This window comes from Paenibacillus macerans, from assembly GCF_900454495.1.
GTDB classification, from domain to species: domain Bacteria; phylum Bacillota; class Bacilli; order Paenibacillales; family Paenibacillaceae; genus Fontibacillus; species Fontibacillus macerans.
Map to the genome: position 1 here is coordinate 4,890,919 of NZ_UGSI01000001.1, position 26,430 is coordinate 4,917,348.

General features: G+C 44.2%; 21 protein-coding genes, 1 other RNA gene and 1 pseudogene. 5 read left to right on the forward strand and 18 right to left on the reverse strand.

What is annotated here, in order from left to right; genetic code table 11:
- Positions 1 to 105: 105 nt before the first annotated feature.
- Positions 106 to 2,232: an RICIN domain-containing protein gene (locus tag DYE26_RS21725; protein WP_036627028.1), complete on the reverse strand. Its 2,127-nt coding sequence runs from the start codon at positions 2,230 to 2,232 to the stop codon at positions 106 to 108.
- 593 nt (positions 2,233 to 2,825) lie between these two features.
- Positions 2,826 to 4,994, reverse strand: a complete 2,169-nt coding sequence (locus tag DYE26_RS21730; RefSeq protein ID WP_036627029.1) for a pectate lyase family protein — start codon at positions 4,992 to 4,994, stop codon at positions 2,826 to 2,828.
- A gap of 324 nt (positions 4,995 to 5,318) precedes the next feature.
- Between DYE26_RS21730 and DYE26_RS21735 the strand changes: the two genes are divergently transcribed.
- Entirely contained in the window at positions 5,319 to 5,774 is a 456-nt protein-coding gene (locus DYE26_RS21735; protein ID WP_124333699.1) for a sigma-70 family RNA polymerase sigma factor family protein, read from the forward strand.
- 582 nt (positions 5,775 to 6,356) lie between these two features.
- Here the strand turns inward: DYE26_RS21735 and DYE26_RS21745 are convergent.
- A complete protein-coding gene (locus tag DYE26_RS21745) occupies positions 6,357 to 7,214 on the reverse strand; it encodes a LysR family transcriptional regulator (protein WP_036627030.1) in 858 nt (285 codons plus the stop codon).
- Between the two features lie 133 nt (positions 7,215 to 7,347).
- Between DYE26_RS21745 and DYE26_RS21750 the strand changes: the two genes are divergently transcribed.
- Positions 7,348 to 8,340, forward strand: coding sequence for a zinc-binding dehydrogenase (locus tag DYE26_RS21750; RefSeq protein WP_036627032.1), 993 nt, complete (start codon positions 7,348 to 7,350; stop codon positions 8,338 to 8,340).
- A 12-nt stretch (positions 8,341 to 8,352) separates the two neighbouring features.
- On the opposite strand, the gene DYE26_RS21755 is transcribed toward DYE26_RS21750, so the two are convergent.
- From DYE26_RS21755 to DYE26_RS21795, 9 genes are all read right to left on the reverse strand, one after another.
- The gene (locus DYE26_RS21755) at positions 8,353 to 8,565 is read right to left on the reverse strand and encodes a cold-shock protein (RefSeq protein ID WP_036627034.1); all 213 of its coding nucleotides are present in this window, start codon (positions 8,563 to 8,565) and stop codon (positions 8,353 to 8,355) included.
- Positions 8,566 to 8,649: 84 nt separating this feature from the next.
- Positions 8,650 to 8,850 (reverse strand): cold-shock protein, encoded by a 201-nt coding sequence (locus tag DYE26_RS21760; protein ID WP_036627035.1) that lies wholly within the window; start codon positions 8,848 to 8,850, stop codon positions 8,650 to 8,652.
- Positions 8,851 to 9,049: 199 nt separating this feature from the next.
- Positions 9,050 to 10,966, reverse strand: a complete 1,917-nt coding sequence (locus tag DYE26_RS21765) for an FtsX-like permease family protein (protein WP_082207985.1) — start codon at positions 10,964 to 10,966, stop codon at positions 9,050 to 9,052.
- Complete coding sequence (locus DYE26_RS21770) at positions 10,963 to 11,721, reverse strand: ABC transporter ATP-binding protein (protein WP_371860999.1); 759 nt, start codon at positions 11,719 to 11,721, stop codon at positions 10,963 to 10,965. The genes DYE26_RS21765 and DYE26_RS21770 overlap by 4 nt, the downstream gene beginning before the upstream one ends.
- Positions 11,722 to 11,730: 9 nt before the next feature.
- Entirely contained in the window at positions 11,731 to 12,843 is a 1,113-nt protein-coding gene (locus DYE26_RS21775) for a S8 family serine peptidase (RefSeq protein ID WP_051985788.1), read from the reverse strand.
- A complete protein-coding gene (locus tag DYE26_RS21780; RefSeq protein WP_036627039.1) occupies positions 12,840 to 13,097 on the reverse strand; it encodes a hypothetical protein in 258 nt (85 codons plus the stop codon). The genes DYE26_RS21775 and DYE26_RS21780 overlap by 4 nt, the downstream gene beginning before the upstream one ends.
- 12 nt (positions 13,098 to 13,109) lie before the next feature.
- On the reverse strand, positions 13,110 to 14,264 hold the full coding sequence (locus DYE26_RS21785) for a TIGR04066 family peptide maturation system protein (RefSeq protein ID WP_036627042.1): 1,155 nt from the start codon (positions 14,262 to 14,264) through the stop codon (positions 13,110 to 13,112).
- Positions 14,251 to 15,699, reverse strand: coding sequence for a Cys-rich peptide radical SAM maturase CcpM (ccpM, locus tag DYE26_RS21790; protein WP_036627045.1), 1,449 nt, complete (start codon positions 15,697 to 15,699; stop codon positions 14,251 to 14,253). Before ccpM ends, DYE26_RS21785 begins: the two co-directional genes overlap by 14 nt.
- A gap of 330 nt (positions 15,700 to 16,029) precedes the next feature.
- Positions 16,030 to 17,805: an ABC transporter ATP-binding protein gene (locus DYE26_RS21795; protein ID WP_036627047.1), complete on the reverse strand. Its 1,776-nt coding sequence runs from the start codon at positions 17,803 to 17,805 to the stop codon at positions 16,030 to 16,032.
- A 48-nt stretch (positions 17,806 to 17,853) separates the two neighbouring features.
- On the opposite strand from DYE26_RS21795, the pseudogene DYE26_RS21800 reads away from it, so the two are divergent.
- Positions 17,854 to 18,124, forward strand: a pseudogene (locus DYE26_RS21800) (transposase); the annotation flags it as partial.
- 633 nt (positions 18,125 to 18,757) lie between these two features.
- Here the strand turns inward: DYE26_RS21800 and DYE26_RS21805 are convergent.
- Positions 18,758 to 19,918: a cobalamin-independent methionine synthase II family protein gene (locus tag DYE26_RS21805; RefSeq protein ID WP_036627049.1), complete on the reverse strand. Its 1,161-nt coding sequence runs from the start codon at positions 19,916 to 19,918 to the stop codon at positions 18,758 to 18,760.
- A 205-nt stretch (positions 19,919 to 20,123) separates the two neighbouring features.
- On the opposite strand from DYE26_RS21805, the gene DYE26_RS21810 reads away from it, so the two are divergent.
- Positions 20,124 to 20,429 (forward strand): hypothetical protein, encoded by a 306-nt coding sequence (locus DYE26_RS21810; RefSeq protein WP_036627050.1) that lies wholly within the window; start codon positions 20,124 to 20,126, stop codon positions 20,427 to 20,429.
- Between the two features lie 484 nt (positions 20,430 to 20,913).
- On the opposite strand, the gene DYE26_RS21820 is transcribed toward DYE26_RS21810, so the two are convergent.
- The 4 genes from DYE26_RS21820 to ssrA all read right to left on the reverse strand — a co-directional run bounded on the left by DYE26_RS21820 (position 20,914) and on the right by ssrA (position 24,773).
- The gene (locus DYE26_RS21820) at positions 20,914 to 22,119 is read right to left on the reverse strand and encodes an SEC-C metal-binding domain-containing protein (RefSeq protein ID WP_036627052.1); all 1,206 of its coding nucleotides are present in this window, start codon (positions 22,117 to 22,119) and stop codon (positions 20,914 to 20,916) included.
- A 427-nt stretch (positions 22,120 to 22,546) separates the two neighbouring features.
- Positions 22,547 to 23,326, reverse strand: a complete 780-nt coding sequence (locus DYE26_RS21825; protein ID WP_036627054.1) for a sensor domain-containing protein — start codon at positions 23,324 to 23,326, stop codon at positions 22,547 to 22,549.
- Between the two features lie 271 nt (positions 23,327 to 23,597).
- A complete protein-coding gene (locus tag DYE26_RS21830) occupies positions 23,598 to 24,209 on the reverse strand; it encodes a DUF4352 domain-containing protein (protein ID WP_036627056.1) in 612 nt (203 codons plus the stop codon).
- 195 nt (positions 24,210 to 24,404) lie between these two features.
- Positions 24,405 to 24,773, reverse strand: a transfer-messenger RNA (tmRNA) gene (gene ssrA, locus DYE26_RS21835).
- A 374-nt stretch (positions 24,774 to 25,147) separates the two neighbouring features.
- On the opposite strand from ssrA, the gene DYE26_RS21840 reads away from it, so the two are divergent.
- Positions 25,148 to 25,480 (forward strand): DUF2167 domain-containing protein, encoded by a 333-nt coding sequence (locus tag DYE26_RS21840; protein WP_036627058.1) that lies wholly within the window; start codon positions 25,148 to 25,150, stop codon positions 25,478 to 25,480.
- Between the two features lie 368 nt (positions 25,481 to 25,848).
- Here the strand turns inward: DYE26_RS21840 and smpB are convergent, their stop codons facing one another.
- Positions 25,849 to 26,328 carry an SsrA-binding protein SmpB gene (gene smpB / locus DYE26_RS21845; protein WP_036627059.1) on the reverse strand — a complete coding sequence of 160 codons (480 nt, stop codon included), beginning with the start codon at positions 26,326 to 26,328 and terminating at the stop codon, positions 25,849 to 25,851.
- Between the last annotated feature and the right edge of the window lie 102 nt (positions 26,329 to 26,430).

A 26,430-nucleotide genomic window follows, 5' to 3' on the forward strand; every position in this document is an offset into this window, starting at 1 on the left:
GTCACATGTCTAATGGGTGTATTCGATTAATTGCATTATATATCAGGATTTTGAAAGCGTCAACATGGATTTCTTATAATATCTTATAATAACCTAACGGTTTTTCTATTTTGAGCCCCAAATCGATTCGTTATTGCTGCCGACCAATGAGAAGGTCATTACTTCATTGTGGCTGGAAAGCTCATTTCTTTGCTTGAAGAACACGCCTTTATAAGTTACTCCATTAATGACCATGGTGCAATAATAAGTCCCGGCAGTAGAAGACCAAGTGCCGGTCACATTCCCCGTAATGGTGCCGTTTGCATTCAAAGTCACGCTTTGGGTAGGCAGCATCCCCACACCGGATGTCGAAGCGTCAAGCCCCATTTTGACGAATTGATAGGTCCCCGTCATATCATTCATGCTGTATCCCGTAGAAGAAATGCTGCTTCCCAGGAATTCGTATACCGCGGTGACAGGCCACTTATCCGCATTCATGAATTGCTGATGCACCCGAACCTCATGCCCTTCGGTTCCGTTATTGAAGCGGGTATGGTAAATCAGGTAGCGCAAGCCGTCCGTATCAATCAGTGCCGAATTATGCCCTCCCGATTTGTAACCTAACGGGATTCCCGAGAGTTGGTAATTTCCGAACAGTTTAATGCCGTAATTGGCTTGATTAATTGAAGCGGAAGCATACACGGCTTGATTGCCGGCGGCATCCGTATACGGTCCGTCAATCGCGGTGGACCGGTATAACCGGATGTGATAACCGCCCGCATTCGCCAAACCGCCGTACGTTACATACAGGTAGCAATAACCTGCGGCTTTGTCATAGACAATATAAGGGGCCTCCCCCGATTTTCCGTATCCCCCTGCGATGCGTTTGCCGAAGTAACGGTCCGTATTGCCGCTGTCCGCTCCGGGATAATAAGGCTTACCCGTTTCGGGATTAAGCTGAAGCATATAAATACCGCCGGACCAGGACCCGTAACTCATCCATAGTCGGCCTGAAGCATCGTAAATCAGGGAAGGATCGATGGCGTTCGGGAACAGTGAATTGTTATAGCCGCCGCTGCTTGTGAACCAGCCGCTTCGGACTCCCGATAGGGTACCGTTGTCGATCAGATCGGGGATGTTGGTATTTTGATACCACGTATTCACGGTTTTTGTCCCGAGCGGCGACGTGGTGGTAATGGGGTTGCTGGCACGGGTAAATCCGGAATAAATAATGGTATCTACATATTCGTACGGACCTGTTATGGACTTGGACACACCAAATCCAATGGCGGAACGAATGTAGGTCGATGATGTACTGTAATACAACATATAAGCGCCCTTGGAACCATCCGCCCATACATAGGATGGGTTATAAATCACATCCGGCGCCCATACCGCGTGGCCGCCCGAGCTATCCTGATCATTATAACCCGCCCATGCGAAAGAGGGTGCCAGCGCAGAGAGCAGTGCCGCGCCCGAGCTTCTGGATACATTCCCCGTGCCGCCCGCTTTGATCAGTTTCCATTTTTGCATGTCTCCGCCCCAGTAATTCCACTGCTGGACGTTGGCGCCTGCAGACGTGCTCCCATCAGCGACATCCAACGCAGACGTGTACCCCGATGCTTTGGTCAGGAAAGCGACCGTTCCATCCTCATTCTGCTGAATCCGGAACAATTGCATGGGACCGCCCCAGTATGCCCATTGCTCAATGTTGGTGCCATCGGCGGGGGATCCGCCGTTGACATCAATGCTGCTCTTATAGGAAGAGTTGGCCGTCAGAATGTAATAATCTCCGTTGCTGTGATGCACGATTCTGAACTTCTGCGCATCAGAGCCATTATAAGACCATTGCCGAATATTCGTTCCGTCGGCCGCCGACCCATCAGCTACATCAAGATATAATCCGCTGTTTTTATTTTTAATATAATAATAGCCCTCAAAGGTAGACGGTGCATACAAACTCCGATTGGCATAGCCCTGGGTTCCAACATAAGACCAATTTCTTAGATCCGTACTGCTGGCCTGAGCCAAATGGGAACCGAAAACGTAATATTTGTTCGTTGATGAATCGTAGTAAATGGATGGATCGTGCACGGAGACCCGCGTTGTGTTTGAGGTGGTCGATGAACTGGCTGCAGCAAATGCACTTCCACTGCTTATACTGGCTGCAAGAAGCATAAATATGATAGTCAGGGTGCCCAGCTTGCCCCACACATTTCGAATCAGATGCAACATAAAATATTCTCCCTTCATAATTTGTTAAGCGCTTTCAAATATGAATAGAATGACATCGGTTTAGGATGCTTATCACCCCTTCCATCCATAATTTTTATATTGTTGGCAAAAACTAGATTTGTATACATAATAATCTTAACTTCATGTCGAAGTAAGTCATTTATTGCCGATAACCTAAAAGAATATGTAATAGGACGGGAAAATCCAGGATTGTTACTGATCTACGAGTGCCTTTCTACTTTTTCATCAGATCAAGATATAGACGTGATTCTGCAGTTTATTTTCGCCAATCCAACCCGAACTGCCCCCTTGTAGGGTGCGTACCTTGGTGTCCCTCATGTTACCTTTGCACGATTATCCCTCTCTTTCAGGGGCCCCAGGGGACCTCAGTGAGGAGAGCTCTTGTCCATTTCTCTCCGTTCTGATCAAAAGGGATAATCATGCAAAGCGTCCGGGCAACATGTGTTGATCTTCGATAGATTACAAACCTCATTTAGAGCTAGTTTTTCTTGCGATCTACCATGTCCGAAATTTTATAAAATTCTATAATATAAAAATAAACCAGTCGCCGCTTTAATTCCGGCAACTGGTCACATAAAACATCAGATCATCTATTTCAGTTCCATATAATAAAGATTTACAGGATTATCTTTTGTAATAGTATGTGCGCCAGGAGTAAGCGGTACACTGACAATACCATCAGTTATTGGATAGCTGGTTCCATCGATCTTGATCTTCTTTCCGTCTTCTGAATTAAACACTAGTGTTAATGTTGAATCTTCCGTTGTGGTGAAACCGATACGGGTCGCGGTCTCGATTTTTAAACATTGCGTTAGAGTCAGACCGTTATACTCCACAGTTCCCTTGCTTGCCGAAAGATTCCCTTCAATATCAAAGAAGTCGCTGGCGGTTCCGGCTACGGTAAAGTTATGAACTTGTTCTCCGGTTGTCGGGTCCGGAATGGGTGTCGGTGTCGGCTCTGGTGTAGGTTCTGGTGTTGGTGTAGGCTCCGGTGCAGGTTCTGGTGTTGGCGTGGGTTCCGGTGTAGGTTCCGGTGTTGGCTCTGGTGCGGGTCCTGGTGCAGGTTCTTGCGGGATTGAATTTCCGCCCACAGATACAAGTTGAGTTGTGTAGCTTCTTATTTTAGCCATTAGAGCTGAATTGATTGCATACGACTTGTCATCCACGGAATTATCAAATTTCCATGCAAAGTCTCCGTTATTCAGGCGTCCCGCTTTGGCAGTAACCATTTGTTCAACATCGCTTGCGTTATCAATGTCTGCAGCATTTACGCCCGTATCGACGCTTGTATCAAAGTTATTATAAGCCGTTCCTCCTTTTAATGCTTTGTATGTGCTTGGTACGGTTTCATTTCTTGACGAAGCTAAATACGCATCAAATGATTTTTCATTTGCCGCAGCTGTCCCGTTGTTGGAGTTTGCATAAATCAGACTGGCCGCATCAACAATCATATTGTTGTAGGCCTTGATCACACCTCCGGTTTCGCCTGAAAACGTACCTTCCCCTAAAGCATCCGTACCTTGCAAGGAACTCATCATTGGATATTTAGTATGTCTAAAATAATTGGATTCCACAAAGGCTGAAGCTCCCGTAGTAACACCGACGCCATATTTCGAGACTCCATCATAGAAGTTATTATAGATATGAACGGATGCCACTCTAATCCGCGGATGACGGGAGTCCGAATGATCAAACCAGTTATGATGGAAGGTGGCAAAAAATTCAGCCGATTCACTCAAGCCGACCAGAGCCGCTTTTCCTGAATCCCAGTAGTGATTATAAGAGATCGTAATATTTGTCGATCCCTTTTTAAGGTCCGTGGAACCATCGCCCTTGGCTTGGTCAGCATCTCCTCCTGCAGTTCCATAGAATAGATCATTGTTATGCACCCAAACATTGGCATTCCCCGTATCCAACGAAATACCATCGTCAGGGAACAACATCAGCCCCAGGTTTCTCACTTCCACATTTCCGGTATATCTAAGCAGGATTCCCCATCCGTAAGCATAGGCATCGTCTCCAATCCCTTCAACCGTCATATTCATTTCCGAATAATTTTTTTTGCCTTTGACTTGCAGATAGCCGCTGCTATTAAGTTGGCCTTTCATGTCATCAGCCGTAATTTTTCCAATAAACCGGATGGCAAGAGGTGTAGTATCATAACCTTTTTGTCTTAATTGCAAAATCTCGCCTATGCCAACACCTGTTTGAACGCGCCCCGAGCTATTGATTTGCACATCAAGGGTCACGGTTTGTGCAGTCTCGGATGTGACATACAAAACCTGGGCACCATCCTTAAGTGTTCCATCATCATTATAAGCACCTGAGCCTGTGCCATATAGCGAGTCTGATGAGAAAGCAAACCCGGATCTGTCATGCGACGCTACGGACAGCTTATCTGAAACTGCACTCACCGTTGAACCGTCTGTTAGTCTTGCTTCAACTTTCATGACATAATCTCCGGCTGCAAGACCTAAGGCATCCGCTCTCCAAAAAGAAGGGTATTTTCGGATCAGTTCATTATCAATTTGCTGATAGGAAGAATCCGATGCACTTTCAGGTTTAACGTATACATTATATCCTTCCGCATTGCTAACAGGAGACCATTCTACATGCGCCGTTTCATTCCAGCCTCCACCGCCGATGATCGAAAGACCGGCAGCATAAGTTTTAGTATTTTGCAGTCCTCCTGTTATTAAAGAAATTGCCAGAGAAAAAAATAAAACCATACTCCATGCTTTTGTAACCCTGTTCTTCATTTACAATCCTCCCAAGTTTGATTTGATGCGTACACCATTGAACCGTTATTAAATAGCCGGCAAATTCTTTAATTCACCTCCCCTGTCTAATCGATTAATTCAAACTAATTCGTCAGTATTCGTCAATATCCGCCTCCTTTCAACATCCTAGATTGTAGCATGTGCTCCGAAATATTTCCTGGTTATAATTGGTTAAAAATCCCTATGCGTAAAAATTTGCCACCAACCGCTTAGGGCTGCTGGATCATTTGAGGTAAGCAAAATAAAAGCCTAGGGAATGTCACAAAAACACCCTGTATTGACTATCCTGAAATTGCCGAACTGGTGGAAAAGAGCGAAGTGAACTGTCGTAAACTGTTCAGTCGGGCCAACGCAAAAATGGGAATTACAGCTGAACAACTCGTTCATTCGGAAGGAGTTACTCCCGAGCTCGTCCATGATTTCCTGAACGCTCTCAAACAAGGCAACCTCAATCAAATCTTATCCATCCTGGATCAAGAAGTTGTCCTTGTCGCCGATGGAGGAGGCAAAGTCCCGGCCGTTGTCGAACCTATCTCTACAAGAGAACTTGTTGCCCAGTTCCTGCTCGGTCCATTCCGGCAAGCATCAACGATCGATGGCGTTCATATCGAAGTCATTCGGATGAACGGACAGCCTGCGTTTATTGTTCGATCTGGCGAAGGAATCCAAACCGTCGGGATTTTTCATGTGGAGAAGAATCAAATCCGCAGCATTTATATTGTTAGAAACCCGGACAAGCTGAAGCACGCTGGAGAATAAAACGAAGCACAAAGAACCTTCGGAGGGTTCTTTGTGCTTCTGCTTTTAACATCGATGTTGGCAGAAATCACCTTTGCTCTTACTGCTTAGCTCAGGCCGGCTTTAGTCAAACCAAATGCGGCGTCAGCAGAACCCGGTACGTTCTTAAAGGCGACGTTAATACGGTTCCAGGCATTGATCGCCATGATCGAGAAGGTAAGATCTGAAATTTCTTTCTCGGACAACTGCTCGCGAACGTGGTTATAGATGTCATCAGGTACGCCATGCTCCGGCAGTTTGGTCAGAACCTCGGTCCATGCCAGCGCAGCCCGTTCGCGTGGGCTAAACAGCGTTGATTCGCGCCAAATCGAGATGTGGTAAAGGCGCAGCTCGCTTTCGCCATGGATCTTAGCCTCCTTTGTTAATCACACTCGAAAATATAACGACGATGCGATTCATTCTGTGACATTCTAGTGCAGCGCAAAGCGGAAGCTGCTGGCGGCTCAGTCGGAAATAGAAAAAGCAGCCATCACAGAGGAGACTCTGCGATAGCTGCTTTCTCAATTGGTACACTAGCCGCTATTGATCGTTGTGGGTTAACTATTATTGCTTCGTTTCAATAAGTTGTATTAATCTTGACAACGCACTAGAGTATATTGAGCCTTGTCTATACACAAACCATACCTCCAAATTTCGGTACTCTTCAGGTAAACTGTGGAAAGCGACTTTGCCTGCCTCTTCCGCTTTAGCAATCGACGATCGCGGCAACATAGACACGCCGAGCCCAGCGGAAACCCCATCCAGAATAACTGCTAATGTTCCAAACTCCATAATCTGATATGCGGTCAGGCCAGTCCCTCTCAGAAAGCTCTCTGCTTTTGCCCGATGCGTACAACCAACATCGAAAAACAACATCGGCTTCGCAAGCAACTCGTGCATGTCGCTTTTTCCCGGCTCCGAGATCAGCACCAACTCCTCTTCGAAAGCCGCGGCATGTTCTATATCCGGATCGTCAACCGGACCATAAACAAACGCTCCATCAAGCTCGTAATTCAACACTTTTTGCACGAGAGCATGTGTAACACCCGTAGTGAGCGATAAGTTCACATCCGGGTATTGTAATCGATATTCGGCCAATAGGGGGGTCAGATGAATGGCCGCAGTCGTTTCAATAGAACCTATCCTAAGAGGCCCTGCAGGATGGTCGGAGTATTGTGTAGTTTTCACAGCTTCGTCCAGCAGAGTCAGTATTTTATCCGCATATCCCAGTAAATTCTCGCCAGCCGGAGTTAGCGTCATCCCTCGATTGGATCGCCGAAAAAGAGGGATTCCTAGTTGAGCCTCGAGGTACTGAATACGATTCGTCACATTAGACTGTACGTAGTTCAACATTTGCGCCGCCTTGGTTATGCTCCCCTCTCGAGCTACAGCTTGAAATATTCTCAAGTCTCCGCTTTCCATTTCCATATCACCTGCTTGGTATGATCAGTTTTGATACTCACATTCGATTTTGTTCATTTTACTGTATGATTCCCGCTCTGTACAATTCAAAATATAGAGATTCATCAAAATACGAATGACTGGAGGATTTAGGATGAAAGCAATCGTACATGCTGGGATGAACGGCTTAAAGGGCTTGAGATATGAAAATGTGATTGATAAACAGCCAGGCTTCGGTGAAGTAAAAGTAAAGTTGAAAACAGCAGGGTTGAATCATCGGGACTTATTTCTCATGGAGGATCGAACAAATGAGGATGCACCCCTGATTATGGGTTCGGACGGCGCGGGAAGAATTGAAGCGGTAGGTGAAGGCGTAACGAACCTTACAGTAGGTTCCGATGTAATCATTAATCCGTGTATCGGATGGGAATTCACCCACAATGTCCCGGCCGTTCCGGCTATAGTAGGCGGTCCTTCGAGTGGCACACTCGCCGAGTCTATCATCATCCCCGAACAAAATGCCGTCAGCAAACCAGCTTACTTGTCTTGGGAAGAAGCTGGAGTGTTGCCCTTGTCTGCCTTGACGGCCTATCGGGCTTTGTTCACGAGAGGCCGCTTACAGCGAGGCGAACATATCCTTATTCCAGGGATTGGTGGCGGTGTGGCAACCTACGCTATGCTTATGGCTTCAGCCGCGGGTGCACGCGTCAGTGTCACATCCCGCAGTCAAACAAAAAGGCAAGCCGCTCTTGCATATGGGGCAGATCATGCCTTTGACAGTCATAGTGATTGGAAGGACAGTATGAAAGGAGAACAAGTGGATCTCATCCTGGACAGTATCGGGCCGGCTACGTTCCAACATTACTTTGATATCATTAAGCCGAATGGCCGGATCGTCACGTTTGGCGCAAGCTCAGGCGACCGAGTGGAATTAGCGGTACGATCCATATTTTACCCCCAAATCAGTATCATCGGCACCTCAATGGGCAGCAGCGAAGAGTTTATGGCTATGCTTCAATTTATGGAACTTCACTCGATACGCCCTATCATTGATAGTGTGTATCCTTTACAGGACACCTTTCGCGCCTTTCAGCGAATGCAGCAGGGGGAGCAATTGGGCAATATTGGAATAAGAATACAAGACTGATCCTCGCTCTATCTAGTTTTTCGTCTGATTAGGGCTTGTATTCGCTAAGATTGGCAGCATCTTCTCGCCTTTCTCCATGAAGGAATTGCACTGGGCACACACTGGCTGAGCCAAAAAAACGAAGTTATCCCTCATCCATCCGTTACACTTTTCATTGGTGCATGACCATATTATTGTCATTTCTTCTGGAAGATCACCCGTTAGTTTTTTCCGTGAATAGTACAAGCGGCATCCTTCTTTCTCTCCAGGAATAATGTGCGAAAAAAAAGCCCCAACACGAGGTTTGGGGCTTTGCAATAGCAGTCTTACTTACAGTTTAACAACATTTTCGGCCTGCGGGCCGCGATTGCCTTGTACCACGTTAAATTCAACGCGTTGTCCTTCGTCCAACGATTTAAAGCCGTCGCCAACAATCGCGCTGAAGTGCACGAATACGTCGCTGCCGCCTTCAACCTCGATGAAACCAAAGCCTTTTTCCGCATTAAACCATTTTACTGTTCCTGTTTCCATGATTCATTACCTCCACATGTTCATTTTTGATATCCTTTAAAATTTCCAAAAAAAATCACATATTATACAAGGTTAAGCCCATTAAAATCCTAACCCTCTATAATATGTGACTTCAGGTTGAAATTTCAATGAATTAACTATAACACATCTGAAGTTGGTTTACAACTTTTCTTTCATATCTTGCCCGCTTCGTTTTCCATTATACTTTAAACTGCGATATCCCAGCCGCCGCCTGACGGAAAGAGCCGCGAGAATAGTATCGATATACCGCAACATGCAGAAGAAGAAAGGCCGATACGGTTACAGCGGCACTGGCCAGGCCGATTAGACCGTAGCCATAAGAGCTGTTGATATAATAGCTATATGCAATCGTAAGGACTGCGGCATAAACAAACGGGACTCCAAAAATAACGCGGATTTTCCGGTCAATCATCGTCTTCAGTTCTTCTTCCAACAATCCGATTCGATGTAAGCTTCGGTACTGTTTGTTGTCGCTTAACGATTCCATCTTCAATTTGAAGTGAATCATAGCGATAGCAGACAGATATAACAGCAGACAGGCATATAACACCACAAACGTTAGGAAATTGGAGCTTTGCTGCGCGGTTCGGTAAGCCGCTATTCGGGAACTTACCTGATAAAAACGATCCTGCGGATCGCCCCCATTCAGTTCGTTCAGCTTCTTCACCACATCCTCTACAACGCCCTTCGAATGCCGCCAATCGGCAAAATCAAAAGCATGCAAAAACCCGCCGATTTTGTAGCTGTCACTGTGCGCTGCAATCCAGGAATAATCCTGCGAGTTGACCAGCAAAACTTGGTCGGATATGCTGTTGATCTGTCCAAACAAGGGGTCCGTTACTGTGTCCTGAACAGAGAAAGTCCTTGCCCCTTCGGAAGAATCCATCCGAAAATCGGCAATATTTCTATTCGTTACATGTTCATACCCATCGTTGACATCGTAGGGATATACATAAAGGACCGAACCTTTCTGAACCCTGTAGCTCTTCAACAACAGTTTGTTGATATCAGCAACGTCAAAGACCGTGTAGTCATTGTTCCTGACAAATTTTATGTTATCCTCACGGACAATCCGATTATCGTGAGCTTCTGCAATTTTCCGGACTTCATTATCCCCCAGCGGCTGATAGCTGCCTTGGATCTCCGTGTAGACCATATGGTACGGGTGATAGGTCACCGCATTATGGGTGAAGTTGGGGTAAGTCACCAGACTGAACATCATAAAGAACAGAATAGCAAAGAAAATCCAACTCGTCACAAAAAAGATGGTTCGGTTTTTGCGATAATAATATTTAATGTCCGACAGCAGAAAGAGCTGTTTTAGATAGGACTTAGGGTGCTTCCGCTTGTAGTAATCGATCAGTGCACTTCCGTTAAAAAAAATTAACAGCGAGCCCAGCACGCACACCAGTAAGCTGACGAACCAAATATTGCTGTGAATATGATAAAAGAAAACCATGATGCCAAAGGAAGCCACCGTTAACCCTGCGCCGACCGTGCACAGCCAGCCCCCGGCACGCCCGCCGCTCTCCGTTTTATCGGTATATTTGATTTTCTCTAGTATGGTGCTCTTCAGCATGCCCAGCAGATTTACGGCCAACGACAGCATAAATATCCCTCCCGCATACAGCGCCGTCAGCTTATACGCTGAGAGAGAGACCGTAATCGGGATGCCGTGAATTCCAATTCCATACCGGATAAATCCCCAAAACAACAACAGCAGCAGGGTGCCCGCGCCCAGCCCGCATACCAGAAAGAGGATGCACAGCACCAGATTCTCGACCAGAACCTGAACCCTAGCCTCGTTCTCCGTCATGCCAAGCGTCAGCAATATCCCGTACTCTTTCGACCTAACCTTCATAAATACACTGTGGGTATACGGAATAAACAGACAGCTGAACAGAACCACCAGAGCCGTCGGGGCGTAGATATTGCTCGAAATCATGGAATCGACTATTGTAGGGTTCTTAAAGGATTTATTGACAGATATGGCGATAAAGCTGTATAGAATCGCAACCGACGCCAAATTGCACAGGATAAACAGACGGTATTGCCGAATGTTCGCTTTGAACATTTTAAGAGCAATCGTTCTCATACGCGACCTCCCTGCAGCACATCCAGAATTCGATTCATAAATCTCTCCTTATCGTCGCTCTGTCTGCTAAGTTCTCCCACCACGCAACCATCTTGCAAAAAAATCACCCTTTGGCAGTGGCGGGCGGAGAAAGGATCATGCGTAACCATAAGAATGCTCGCCTTGCGGGTCCGATGGATCAACTCGAAATAGGAAAGAACCTTTTCAGAGGACTTAGAATCCAGATTTCCCGTAGGCTCATCGGCAAACAGAATCTCGGGATCTTTGATGATCGCGCGGCATATCGCGGCCCTCTGCTGCTGCCCGCCGGAAATCTCATAAGGATATTGATCGAGAATCGAGTCAATATCCAGCATCTCCGCCAGATGCTCTACCTCTGCCTCCCCCTCTTCCAATTTCTCCGTATTCTTGTCCAGAATCAGCGGAACCATGATGTTCTCTCGAACCGTCAGGCTGTTCAGTAGATTGAAATCCTGAAACACCATACCGATATGGTTTCTCCGAAACAAAGAGAGTTCATTCTTCTTCATCGCACAGATATTGCGGCCGCTGATGAGGATATCTCCTTCATCGCATTTGTCGATGCCGGATGCCACGTTCAATAAGGTCGTTTTCCCGCTGCCCGAGGTTCCCATGATTCCTACAAATTCGTTGTTTCCCAGAATCATGTCCACATGGTTTAGAGCCATGGTGTTCCGGTTCCCATGGATCCGATACTTCTTGGAGACCTGCTTCATTTCCAAAGCGTTCATAATCATCATCCTTCATGCTAATAAATTTAGGATCGCTTGATAGGCCTCTTCAAAAGATCGAAGAGTTACCTCACGCTTCTGGAATCTCTTCTTATAAGCCAAACAGACATCTGACCCGCTCACTCTCATAATTATATCTTCTCTGCCGGTCCTCATTTGTAGATGGTGCAAGAAAATCAAATCGCAATCAAATATACCGCCTATCCTCTGAACAAGACGATGTAGTTGCTTTTTTGTAAGATTATCAATCGCTGTATCTCCACCGAGAGCTAGAGGGAACAGATTGTCATTGTAAAACAATTGATTAAACGCTTTTAAATCTTTATCCCTACAAGATATCCCGATAAGGGGAACCTTCTTCGTCAACTTTACATCAGTCAAATTTTGAAAGGTTTGTGGAGTAAAATTAAGCTTGACCATGGATTCATCTGAGATGCTAGCGGCTGAAATCCGGATATTTTGAGCTATTTTCTCAAGGAATCGGTTCGAAAGGACCTCACTGCCGCTTTCTCCACCACTTAATAATTGGCATATTCCTCCCGTTACAGCAGGCGCTGCAAAGCTATTGCAATAGGGAGTATGTATCCTCCTATCATGGTCTAGCTGGATCCAATGATTTGAACAGGCGGCAACATTGACTCCAATGATGGAGTTCTCGATAACCTTTATATCTTCACTGTGATGGGTGCATACCCCCACAACTTCAGGCATGGAAGCAGGAATTGTGTAAGTATCATCATTATTTAATGCAGCCACCACGATAACCCCTTTGGAAGCCAGATGTTTAATGCACCGTTGGATCTCTATGAAATCCTTACAGTTGGTGGTGCCCAGGCTTAGGTTAATTATATCTATATAATTTTCTTGGCACCATTCAAATGCTTTGATCAATTTCCCAACACTCGCACACAAATTCTCATCAAGAATTTTAAGACTGATTAAATTTACTCTATCCGAGAAGTTCCTGATGATACCCGCGCAAATACTGCCGTGGCTTGCGGGATCAACATAAGAGGTTTGTTCAACAAATTCCGTAAGCGATTCGTTCAGTTCAAGAAAAGAGATTATATACTCCCGCGTATAATGATTTATGTTTACCCCATCATCAATCAAGGCTACATTCATACTAAGCTTTCTTCCAAAATTTTGGCAATATTTCTCAATGTTCTAAATCCATAACGACTAAACATTTCTTCCTTTATTTTTATATTGAAGCTTTTCTCGACTTCGCAAAATAACACCATGATATCTCTTGCCAACAATCTCAGCTCTCTGCCGAATAGATCCTTATCTAGATCCTGAGCGGTGAAGGTGTGACCCGTTCGCTTTAGCGTATTATTTACGAGGAGAAGCAATTTTTCTGTAATTTCATTCCCCACTATACTCACTCCTTAGAACACCAAGTTCGGCTCGTCGTCAGCGAGCCGTGCAATAATATCTTCTACGATTGCGGCTGTTTCATTCTTTCGCATAATATTGACCAGTTCTACCGGTACTTTTCCCTGTTTGTCTCTTATGAAATTGTTTACAGCTTGACTTCCTATAACGTAATAAGGAATTACATTTTGATTCAATACCCGTACCTCGTCCCAATCAATGCGACGGTTGCATATATGGATCATATTCAACTCGCTGCTAAATTTATATTTGATGTGCGATTTGATTTCGGTGAAAAATTCATCTTGATAGTCATCGTAAAAAATACTTAAGATTAAATAGTCCGGAGAGACCGCCTGAAATACCTTATAAGATAAGATTCCAAAATCGCCTGGTATATTTTTTGAACAAGGCATTATGCCTCCAGGTACTCCAATCAAGATCACATCCGCATGATCGCTCATTTCCACGCTCTTCACAAAGCGATTAAACAGCAACACCTTTTCCGTATCAGTTATTCCATCTTCGAACATAAAAGACGGAAAAGAGCGTTCTCCCAAAAGCTCGCACATTTTATTGGATCCGATCCAGCTCACTTTGTATCCTTGTTGTTCGAGCTCCTCTATTATTGATATTTGTAACGCCAGTTTGTTTGTATTTTTGCCCGTCCCCACCACAGTGATGATAGGAGTTGTAATATCGACGAGCCCTTCGCTTTGAAGCAAGTCTCCGTAATTGAATTCGTACTTGATGTCTTTGCTTATATCGATCGTCACGTTGCCAAAAAGTCCGTACGCATCCTGCACATTATCCACCCGATAGGCCCTGGATGTGCCCTGATAACCGCCGCGATTATTAATTACAGTCTTTCCTCTAAGAGCAGCTTGATTAGCAATCTGTTTAAAGTCCTCATCATCAGACTGAATATACTGGGACTCAATAAACAAAACAGTGGAGCATTCGTCCAAACACTCTATCAAGTCTTCCCTAACCTGGATACCGACCGTTTCTCCGCCATCAACCTCACTCGCATCTTTTCCATTAAAGCCGGAGCCCTTCAGTGCGCACAATATCACCCGCTTGTAAGACGCAGCAAACTTTTTGCTTCTTATTAAAGGCATTGCCTCAGCGTTAAAAGGATAGATCAGGATTGAATTATCGAGCTGCATATTTACCTCCCTGAACCTGAAACTGTTCTAGATTGAATCCGCAGCGTTTCAATGCGCAAATGTCTTTCAGCTTATCTTCAAACTGCGCTCGCATGTTCCGGCATGCGCTGAGCTTCAGTTCTCTGGACAAGGTATTTTCTTCGTCCTCCCCTGTATCTGCTGTCATTGCGCATAACCCACAATTTCGTATTGCAAAGCAATCCTTGCATTCCTTCTCTGTCAACTGCCCTACATTCAGTAACTGTTTAACCTTTTCGTAATCGAATCCTCTGTCGAGACTACCGATGTTCATTACTTTGGAATTTTCGCTGACCTTCTCGCATGGATAAAACTCACCTTTGGCATTGACGAATAGTCGTAGCTGCCCCGGCACACAAGGGCCCGAGTGATGCTCGGTATCTCCTAATGGAGAGAACTTCTCGCGTGTTGTTTTCATAATGGATATGATATCCAAGAAGGGCATCTTCATAATTTTAGAGTCATACTTCTCTGAAAGCTTGCCGATTAAGTGAAGCATATATGTAAATTTTGAGTACTCCCATTCGGATAAAAAATCCTCTGTATATTTCAAGTTGTCCTTGCGATAATAGCCGGTTACCATACTACCCATAACCGAAGTACCGTCAAATAACTCCTCATCGTAATTTACAAAATTATCGATACAGGAAAAGCTATTTTGAGGATCAAAAACCATTGAATAGTTAAGATTTTCTTTGAGACTAGGATACTTCTTACACAAGTTGCGGATTCGCCCGGTTACAATATCATAAGTACCCTTTCCATTCGCAAAGGTTCTGTTCGCATCTTGAATCTCTTGAGGCCCATCCAGACTAATTGTAATCTTTGTATTGTATTTTAAGAATTGTTGAACCATCTCCTCGTTCAACAGGCTTGCATTTGTCGTCAGGTTAAAGGAAAGCATCTTTCCGTTAACATTTGCTGCCATGTAGTCCATACATTTTTTTATAAGTTCGTATTGAAGTAAAGGCTCACCGCCATAGAATCCCAGTCCAATGCTTAAAGAATCCTGAGAGTGTTCGATTAAGAAATCCATTGATTTTTTGGCGGTCTCCCAGTCCATTTTCTGAACTGTATGTGATCTATGCGTATATATATCCGAGTATACACAATAGCTGCATCTGAAATTACAGCTTTGGGTAACCTGTAAACATAATCTTTGAAGATTACGGTCCAACAAATGCTCTACCATCGAAGTCTTAGGATGTTTAATAGCCTTTGGCCTATTTGGCGACAAATACCCCTTTTGTCGGAGCCGCTTAATTTCCTCCAAGTCGGCAGCTTCCTCATCGCATGATTGCTCATGCTCTAGTTGGAAATGTGCCTCATCTGAAATCAGCAAAATGGCGCTTTTGTTGACATCATATACGTACTTGTTCTCAAGATACTCAAAAAGATGAATATTGGAGGCTCCCATGTTCCCACCCTCTACTGGTTAGATTGATGATAAGCTACAGGGAAGATTGTCTCCCCTGCAGCTTATGTGCAGTTGCCGATATTAAATTAGCAAGAAGGACTGTGTTGCGCCGTAGATGTAGCATTACTTACGTTCAAGCCATTGCTCGAACTGTTGGAGCCAACGCTCAAGGCATTAACAACTTTGCATGTACATACAGCACACAGGCAAGTACAGGCTATGTAATAGCCGTGAAGAGATTGCTCCTGGTTATAGTTTTTTCTAACCAACTTTGTCATCGTAGTTCCTCCTTCCTGAAAAAAATTTTATTTATAAAGTGCATTTCTGCACTTATAAATAACTTTCCATCGCAACTCTCATTTCTTTCTCAAATAAATCCCTGTAGTGCTCACATCGTGTTAGCAATTGGCTATGAGTACCATTCCCTATGATCCTTCCGTTGTTCATTACATAGATTTCATCACTGTCTATTATGTTGGAAATTTTATGGGAAATCACAATAATAGTGTGATCCTTCCTCAGATTATTAATAGTTTCATTAACCAGTTCCTGCGAGATGTTGTCCAATGCTGAAGTAACTTCGTCGAAAAGAATGATTCTGGGATTCTTCAGCAATATTCGGGCCAGAGCAATCCTTTGCTTTTGACCAACCGACAAGTTGTCCCCTCTACCATTGATAATTGTGTCGTAACCTTCGGGCATATTCAGAATCTCCTCATCAATATTGGCCTTAAGAGCAGCATTTCGAATTTCGTCGAATGTCGTATTCTTTCTTTCCATAATGATATTTTCTCTGATAGACATATGAAACATAGTAGGTTCCTGCTCTACAACACTTATGATGTTCCTAAAACTATCCTCCCTGATGTCATTAATGTTGATATCGTCGATATAAATATGGCCTGAATCCACTTCGTATATTTTAAGCAGCAGGTTAAAAAGGGTCGATTTGCCGGATCCGCTTGATCCAACAATGGCATATTTATGGTTTGCACAAAATTTCATCTGAATTTGATGCAGCAGCTCTTCCTCGAAGCCAAACGATACATCTCTAATCGTTACATTTCCTTGTATGTTCTCAACATCGCGCTTACCCCAGTGCTCCTGATGCTCTTCCATATCATGAAGAACTTTATTTATACGCTGAATAGAAACAACCGCCTGCTGGAGTTTCGGATTAATCTGTGTAATTTCCAGCAATGCCCCCGACAATATAACCGAATATGAGGAAAATGCCACAAATAAAGGAAATGTAAGACGCCCATTAACCAATAGATACATACCCAGCGAGAAAACAAGTAATTGTGTGAAAAAATTCACAAATCCAGACAGCCCTGTAGACGCCGCAGCAAGCTTGCCTATTCTGATTCCGACAAACTTATTATTGCGTATAAGTTCCTTAAACTTTTCAGAAATAAACGTTTTGGCTCCAAGACTCTTCACACTTTTAATACCGATTAGGTATTCCTGTGTACTTGAATAGTAGTTATCCATATTTCCTCTCAGTTTAATCTGAATCCCTTTTAACAGCTCGCCGAATTTGTTCATAATGATGTAATTAAGAGGCACCATGATGACAATTACGATGGCAAGCGGCCAACTTATTGCAAAAGCAATTGTCCCTATAATTAGCGCCTTAAATACTCCGATTACAACATTTAATAATTGATTGGTATACACGTCAATAATCGCTTGAACATCGCCTTCCAAATGAGAAAGCACATCGCCGATACCCATTTTATTGATACGGCGCATTTGATAGTTAGCTATTTTCAGAAAAAATCGTTCTTTCATAGCATAGGTTAAATTCTCATTCACAGAAGTGCTTAAATAGGACTGAATATATAGACCGATTGCCTCGACAATATACAAGGCCATCAACCAGAAAATTAGCCATACAAATTGATTGATCTCTAGCTTTATGACCGATTCCAGCATACTTCCCCATAAAATCGGCTGGACGATATTCAAGACTACATTGACCATTACGATAAATAAAATCGCTAAAATCCATTTCATGTAGCCCTTTATATAATCATGTGATTGAAGTATAATGCGCAGTGATTCCAGACAGCCCCCCCTTCCCAAAATTAGTCTGACTTTCATTATTTCTCTTATTTAAGATCTCGTTAATCATCTCCCTTTTTATTCCAATTGTTAATATACTTTTTTACATATATTTTCTTATTCGTTTGTTTAGAAGAACTTTTACCTCAAAATAATTTGCTTCGCAAGATCCATAAAAACATCGACTTTTCCTTTATTCTTGAAAAAGTTAAGCCTTATTATTGCGAGGATAACGGACGCCCCTTGGTCGATCCGATCATACTCTTCGAAATGATGTTTATCGGCTATCTGTATGGCATTCGTTCTGAACGTCAGCTTGAGTCAAGAGGTTTAACTTAACGTGGCCTATCGCTGGTTTGACTAGGCTTGCCCGTCAGCAAGGAATGGGTAAGCAATACGGGCGATCGCGCTCGGGTAGATATTTGTACCGCCCAGGAAAAACAATATCTGCCCCTATGAATATCTCCTTTTCTAAAATTTTCATCGTAATTAGTCGTTACTATTGACTGGAAGGATTCATCTTCTAACAATTTCAATTTTTCAATTGCAGGTTGTTTTCGATGTGATGTTTTCTAATTTTCGTGTAAGCATTCAACTACAATCTCATTAAACTCTATCAATAATTCCTGGTATACTCTGCCATAAAGGAACTCCTTTGATTTCAAATCATCATCTATATTATTAATTGATAGTTGTCCTTTTAATTCCTCGAGTTTATCAGCAAAATGCTTCTTTTTATAAAACTGCCATAATGATTCAGCTAACCAAAAAAAGCGTCAGTACCGTCAAAAGCGTCACTAAGATGCACTGACGATACTCACGCTTTTAATGATAAGACGCTTGGGAGTCGACCCCCAGTCAGAAGATAACACCACACAGGTTTCTACGGGTGTAGTGACAGCTCTGATATCACCCGAAAACCTTCACTTCGAACGGACTGTACTGCATCACCTATTTTATTGGAATATATATATCCAGTTCAGCGACGACATTATTTGTTCCAATATTGCCGGGCAATTCTTTGTCCTTGATTAATTTTCGCCCACTGCTCAGCCTCGGTTAATTCATTACCCCCGTCACAAGAGGCAAATCCGCATTGATGGGATAGCAACAATCTATCCTTGTCAATAATGCTCGATGCCTCATCAAGCAATCTGAATACACGCTCCTCATCGTCAAGCGTATTCGTTTTAGATGACAACAAGCCAAGTACAATTTCTGTTTCCGGCTTATCCTTGAAGACTTTAAGCGCCTCAAGTGATCCTGCACGTTCATCATCCCATTCAAGGAAGAAACGGTCATATTTAAGCTGCTTCAAGAACAGATTAGCAATCTTCACATAGGAGCCGCCCCCCATATTACGGGAATCATAGTTGCCACGGCAATTGTGCGTCCACATTTTCAAACCTAAACGATGACCAAAATCAATCAATGTATTGTTAATGTCAATAAATTCGGTAGCAAGAGCTTGTACTTCCTCTTGATTAATATTTTCACCGGTATACGGAGAATTCGGGTTGTCATCCGCAAACAGCTCCCATAAGCAATCGTCAAATTGCAGAATTTTCCCGCCAGCAGCAGCAAATTCCTCAACAAATTCCTTATATGCCTTGACGAGGCCGTTTTTAAGCTCATGTCTATTTTTATAAACCGCATCTTTGCCGCCAATGTTATCCGACCATGACAACTCACCAAAAATATGTGATGGAGAAGGTACGCACAGCTTCGTTTCACGGTCGCCAGCAAGAGCTTGGAGTTTTTTGAATATTCCAATGAAATGATGGTTCTTTCCGCTCAATTCGCCTGTAATGCGCAAACCAATATCCTTTCGCGTCTCATATTTCGAACTTCCATCAACGTCACGGAAAAAATATCCATGATCCGCAATATAGCGGTTAATTCCTTGAAATCCCCAAACGAAATCCAGATGCCACATGGATTTGGAATATTCACCATCAGTAATAACTGACAAATCATGCTCGATTTCTTTTTCGACTACAGCCTGAATTGCCTCCGTTTCACACTGCTCATAGCCCTCAAAATCTTGATAAAATGGATAGCTGATATCATCACGATGTTCTATTTGCGTTTTATATTTTAATAGTTCAGACGGTCGCAACAAGCTACCTACGATATGGAATTTACTGCTCATTCAAAAAACCTCCCCGATCTGTCTCATGTTAAATCGTAATGCTTTGATTGTAGCATGGAAGGGGGGTTCCTACGTAACACTCAAAAGTCATAACTAGCTATAGCTATTAGCTATAACGGGTACCAACTGGGCTTCAAAGTCACTCCCCTATAGGCTTCTGCATACAATGGAGAAAATGAATGAACTTAAAATGGAGGTCACGACCATGAACTTGCAACAGCAGGGGCAACAAGAACAAACACTGTATCGAATGGATCCAACCACTATGCATAACTTAAAATCCATTCAAGATCATATAGCAAATATATGTAACAACCATGTTAATGCCCTTGTTCGAGTGGAGACCGTAGATGGCGATGTTTTTGAAGGGTTACTTATCCGATGCGAAAGGGGAATTCTTTACTTAAGACTACCCGGCCATGAGACTAGTCGAGGTTTTGTTCCTGGCTTCTATAATGATTTCGTTTTACCCCTAGTGCTGTTCAATTTACTCGCCATTTCATTATTATAGGCCTGATCAAGCCTAACCCTCTAATTAAGGAGTGAAATCTTATGGCATTTACACCGCCTTTTGGACCCCAAGGAACACAGCGGCCACCCTCCTCCCCTCCTCCACAATTCATACCACCGCAACCCGCGGCTGCAGCGTTCGCCATCGACCCCGGAGCTATTGCCGGTTGTTTATTCCGCAACACATTTGTATGGCTGAGAAATGGGAACGCGTTCTGGTTCTTCCCAACCTTTGTAGGGCGTACATCCGTTGCAGGTTTTAGATGGACCGGTCGAACATGGGTGTTTACTGGAGTCGATCTAAGAAGAATTGTGTCATTTACATGTTTTTAGACAGAAAATAGCGACCTGTTAAGGTCGCTTTTCTGTTACTGCATATGAAAGTGAAGAAACCGTGGCTTAGCAAAGCCATAATTCGCCACAGGGAACTATTTTACTTGGATGTTCCCTCCAATTCGCATCTCCATAGGTTCTATTGTATCCGCCTACGCGCCGCAGCATTTCTTGTATTTCTTCCCGCTTCCGCAAGGACAAGGATCGTTGCGTCCTACTTTATTCGGGTTAGTATAAGGTGTGTTCAGACCACCTTGGAGTCCGGGGATGGCGAACATTCGCTCCAGTTCCTGCTGACGCCTGGCCTGCCGCGCTTCTTCCATATCAAGCTCCTTCTTCCATTGCGGTAATGAAGGATGCGGCGTGTTTGAGATTACGCAGTAACCATAAATCGACTCCGTAAGGCTCATTAGTCCCCGGTCGTAACCTTCTTCCACCATCGCCTGGACCAACGGAAGGCCCTTGCTTGATCCTAGCTCGCATAGACCATCCGCCAACCTGGTCGCAAAGGTAAGATTCTGTTCTTCCGGCAGCAGCGTTAACAATGCCTCTTCCGAGGCGGGCAGCTTGATTCTACCGAACACATCGGAAGCATACAACCGGAAATATTCCCCGTTAGCAGCAAAATACCGGTCGGCCAGCGTCGTCACAACCGAGGTTGTACCGATATGTACAAGCGCCTCTATGGCCTTTTCCGGAAGCCATTCATCCTTCGCTCCCAATAAGCCGCACAGCAAAGGAATGGCCGCTTCCAGCTTCATTGCACCTGCCAGCTGAGCAAAAAAGGAGGTTTCATAACTTAAGTCATCCGGATTATAAGCATCCAGCTTCTGCAGTACGGTATCGGGGTCGATACACTTTCGGCGAGACAGCTCATTCACGATTTCGTCACCATACGTTGTATCGAGCTCATTTATATATTTATCGGCGGATTGCTCAATAAACAATTGGAAGGCACTTACTAGTTCCTGATCGTCCATAATCGAAAGATTGCGCTTTTGCTGCACCCGTTTTTTCCAAACCGGATCTTTCTCGATGAACTCCACAAAGGGGTCCAACAACTGGGGATCGCTATGATACAACATATTCTTCAAGTGGAATTTCGTATTATTATCGTATGCCGGTGACTGACACAAAGCCAGCAACTCGCGGATCGTCTCTTCGGTTTGCGGGAACTTATATCCTCGGAACAAATGAATTTTGGCCTGCTTAGATTGCTTCAGTTTTTCTAACAAAAGCGGCATTAAAGCAGTATCATTTTCATATAAAAAGCTGTCTTCAAAATATCGAAGAGCGGTATTGCTTACAATATGCTCCGGATGCAGGATATAACTCTTTACTTGTTCAGGATGGAACATAAACATCTCCCTTTCTCATCATAAAGCGCCATTTTGCTGAAGGCTCTCTGGAACTGTCGGCAACTGCGGCGGCATTTTGTGCTTGCTCGCCACATAATGGGTGGCGTAGTGCCGCTCAACTTTCGGGTCGCCGGACTTCGAGAAACGAAGCGGTTGCTTTGGACCTTTGCCCCACCTATGGCTTCAAATCTAGCTCCCGCGCTTTCTCGCGAAGTATTGACATGATGTAGCTTAATTGCGATAGATTAGTCAATAATGCCATCACACACTTTCGGAACTACATACGATTATACCACATCAAAAATAACCGTCACTTACCGCAAGCAAGTAGGATATCCAAGTTCACATCCATCCATATTGAGATTGTTAACCAAAATGGAGAAACCTATAACTGCCGAGTCTTATTACTAGCTCCTAAAGCTCTCTTTTATGCGAGCCACATCTTCTCTTGCGCCGGCTGATTTCCTTGGTACCCATCATAATCGGACTGAACGGGTGCATGGAATTGTGCTTCAACTGGCATTGACGGCGGCTGATAGGACTCGTCCACATACATGATTCTACGCTGAATTTGCATGAGCCCATTCACAACGCGAAGCGCGATCCAAAATAGTACAAGACCAACGCCTACGTATAGCAGATATTGCTGACTATAAGTCCAATCGACATGAAAATAACGGAACAAGTTATTCTCTAGAATATCCAGCTGCATCTCATTCATCAAAATGATATGCACAACGGGAAGCGCAATAAATCCGAGTCCTAGTGCAATTGCCGTCACCATCACAACGAAGAAAACAATGCCTGTTATAAATCTAAGTAATACGAGCATCAGATTTCTAATGAATTGTCCACCGTCAAACCCCTTCACCATTCGCTTCAACCAATTCTGCCCAACTTCAGGCTGTAGTTGGTTTGGAACCGAAACAGGAGGGACCGGTAAACCTAAAATATGTCGAATTAGGCCTTGTTCAAAATTTACAATCCCATTTAACAGCTTAGCCACTCCAAAAAACAGCGGTATCCCGATAAATATCGGAGTCAAACCAATGGATAAGGCAAGCCCCGTGATCGCTAGTGTCAAATAGATTATCCCTAACGGGAGCGAGAGCAATAAATAGAGGATCGTTGCATAGGTTTTAGGATTAAAAAGCACCCAATTCACCTTACCCGCCCGCGCCATTGTCGTCGCTTCTACTGCCTTCAATTCAAACACTCCTTTGGCTTCATAAGTCACGCTCTGAGTTATAAATCCATTATAACTGCCTTATTTACCCGGCATAACCGTCTTAGGGGGGTGTTTGAACCTGGACTTTAGGCTAGGGCTGGGGGATATTCTCTGTATAGGTTCTTCACTAGCGAACGAAAGAGGGAGGCAAGTTCCTTTGAAGCGATGGTTAACTCCAAAAAAAAACCGCAAGCCCCGGGGAGAAATCCCTTACGCTTGCGGTTTCTTTCATAGATAGTAGCAACTTCGGCTATCTTAAATTAATAGTGGCCTTGTCCTTATCTTTTGCCAGCTTTAAAATCAAACCATCTTTTGATTTAGCTACTTCGTCAGGAACTTCCATTACAACAAATCCGGTTTTTGAAGATAATGGCTTAATACTTTCATTGCTAAGGTCTTTATCTATCATCGTGATCGTATATTTATATTCATATTTGTCCTTAAATATCGCCTTCATCTCAACTCCGCCAATCATTGACGTAAAGTTGTCTGCTTCCGTTCCTTCATTGGAAACCGTATAATTTAAAATTAAAAACTTATTGCCCTCATCCGCACTAGAAGAAAAGTATTCATCACTGACTTTTTGATTGAACTCAAAGGAGTCCAGCACAACTTCCCAATTGCTCAATTTGAACTTGTCCCCTACTTTGTAAGCAACCTCTTCCGGCTTTTCAGGCTCCTTAGCCGGTTCTGCTGTATCAGCCTCACCTTTTTGCTCATTATTTACGTTCTCTGCAGTGCCTTGATCCTTTACGGAAGTATTGGCATTCTGCGTTCCTGATGATGTAGACGCAGCACCTCCACATGCAGTAACCAGTAATAACAGTGCCAAAAGTAATACTCCCAAACTAGTCTTTCTCAAAATCTACTCCCCCTTTTCTACATATTACCACATATTACGAGTTTTTTGGTTCCTGAGTTTCATTTTTTTCAATATTTTGCCTTTCTCTCGTCCCAAATTTATAAGTCACTACCTGAACCATGAGTAATCTTCATTGCGTAATTTATATGAGGATGCAAAAAAGCGACCAATCACGGTCGCTTTTTCTCATGCTAATTATGGAGGCGAGGGGAGTCGAACCCCTGTCCGAAGGCAACGCCACATAGGCTTCTACGGGTGTAGTGACAGTTTTGATGTCACCCTAGAGACTCCCCGTCACCGGATTCTCTTCGGGTCAGCCTGTTTGTCTTCTTCAGCTAGCCGCAGGCGGAGACTAGACAGCGTATCCCACTATAGGTTGAGCTTCTATCCCGGCACATGGGCGATGCAGGGTAGAAGCCTGGAGGCCGTTATTAGGCGGCCAGAGCCAGAGTTGGTTGTTTAGCTTTGCCGTTTAAATTTGGCGTTAGCGTTGATAAAGCGGACGCTCCCCACTACCCGCTACCCATGCTCGATCTACCCCCGTCGAATCCAAAAAACGCCCCCGAATTTTGAATTAAACGGCTGAGCATGGAGTACTGTAATCACACTGTTGTGATACGAACTACATTTTATGTTACGAACTTAGTATAGCACATTTTGAGCACTAAATGACTTGTGGGTTGCTGGAAACTCAACTAAGTTAGGGAATTTTATTGTACCAATTCACCGTAAGGAAAGCAAGCTCCATCCCCCCATCATAAACAGAGGTGCATTATGCTGATAATTTTGGAAATACACCCGATATAAAGGAGTAAAAAACAAACGGAGGGACTTGTAGGCGTTGCTGCTCCAGGATCACCAGGGACAGGATATATTGAACCTCTCATGGCTAAAGCCACGAGATTCTTGGGTAGCCCGTTCTGCTAAACAGCATTCTCGTGTCCGATCCGGCAAATTTGAACGCCGACCGTAAAGTCATGGAAGCGGAAACCCTGCCGGTATTGACTGTCAATGCAGGACAAACGTACAACGATTATGACCCGGCTACCGGCAAAAAGCCTTCCGCAGGGTTAACCGGCCTCATTCTTGGCGGCGCGGGCCTGGCCGTGGCCAAAAAAGCAGGATTGCTCCATCATAGCGGTCCTTCTCAAGAAATTCTGATTTTTGATCATTGTTCCGTTTGCATGGGTATTAAAACTGTTCCGGGGCAAAGGCAAGTGGCCGAAGCACCGAGGACTTCGGCTCTTTCCGATCAGTGGACGCTTCTCTAACGAACACCAGCGACCATATCCGCCCATTTCCCGGTTATTTCCCAGCCAAACGGCACTAGCGTTACATTTAATCCGACAAGATACATTTTCTCCCCATCAGGTTCTAACGGTCGCCGCAGCCGCTATTCGCTCCAATATCGCCGTTTTCAATTTCCAACGGTTGCCATAGCGCTTATTTAGCTAAAACCCGGCTATTTGGGCTCGAATTAGAGCAGATAACAGCGCTCACAACCGTTAAAATTTAGAAAGGGGCTTTTTGGGCAAAATAACGACTAATACAACCGTTAGATTTCTGGATATAACCAAAAAACCTCAGACTAACCATAAATCCATGGTTAAATCTGAGGTTATCATCATTTATAAGGTTACTAACGAGCCACTTTCTGCTTCTCCCGCAACGCGCGTTGGATATCGCGCTGGGCGTCGCGTTTGGCGGCGGAATCGCGCTTGTCGTATTGCTTCTTCCCTTTGCCCAGGCCCAGGAGCAGCTTGGCGTAGCCGTTGCGGATGTATATCTTCAGCGGCACGATCGTATAGCCTTCCTGCTTGGACAAGCCGAGCAGCTTGCTGATTTGCGCTTTGTGCATCAGCAGCTTGCGCGTCCGTGTCGGATCGGTCGGATTAAACCGGTTGCCCTGCTCGAACGGGCTGATGTGCATGTTGTGAATATGGATCTCGCCGTTTCGGATCGTTGCAAACGCGTCCCCGATATTCACCCGGCCGTTACGAACCGACTTGATTTCCGTCCCGGTGAGGACCATGCCCGCTTCATAGGTATCTTCGATGAAATAATCATGGGAAGCTTTTTTGTTTTGCGCCAGTACCTTGCCATCATTTTTCTTGCCCATGTTCATCCTCCTTCTGAAGCCCCGCGGGGCAGTGTTTACCAGACATTTATTGTATCAACTCCAGCGGTTAAAAGCAAGAATGCGCCAACCCGTTTTCATCTT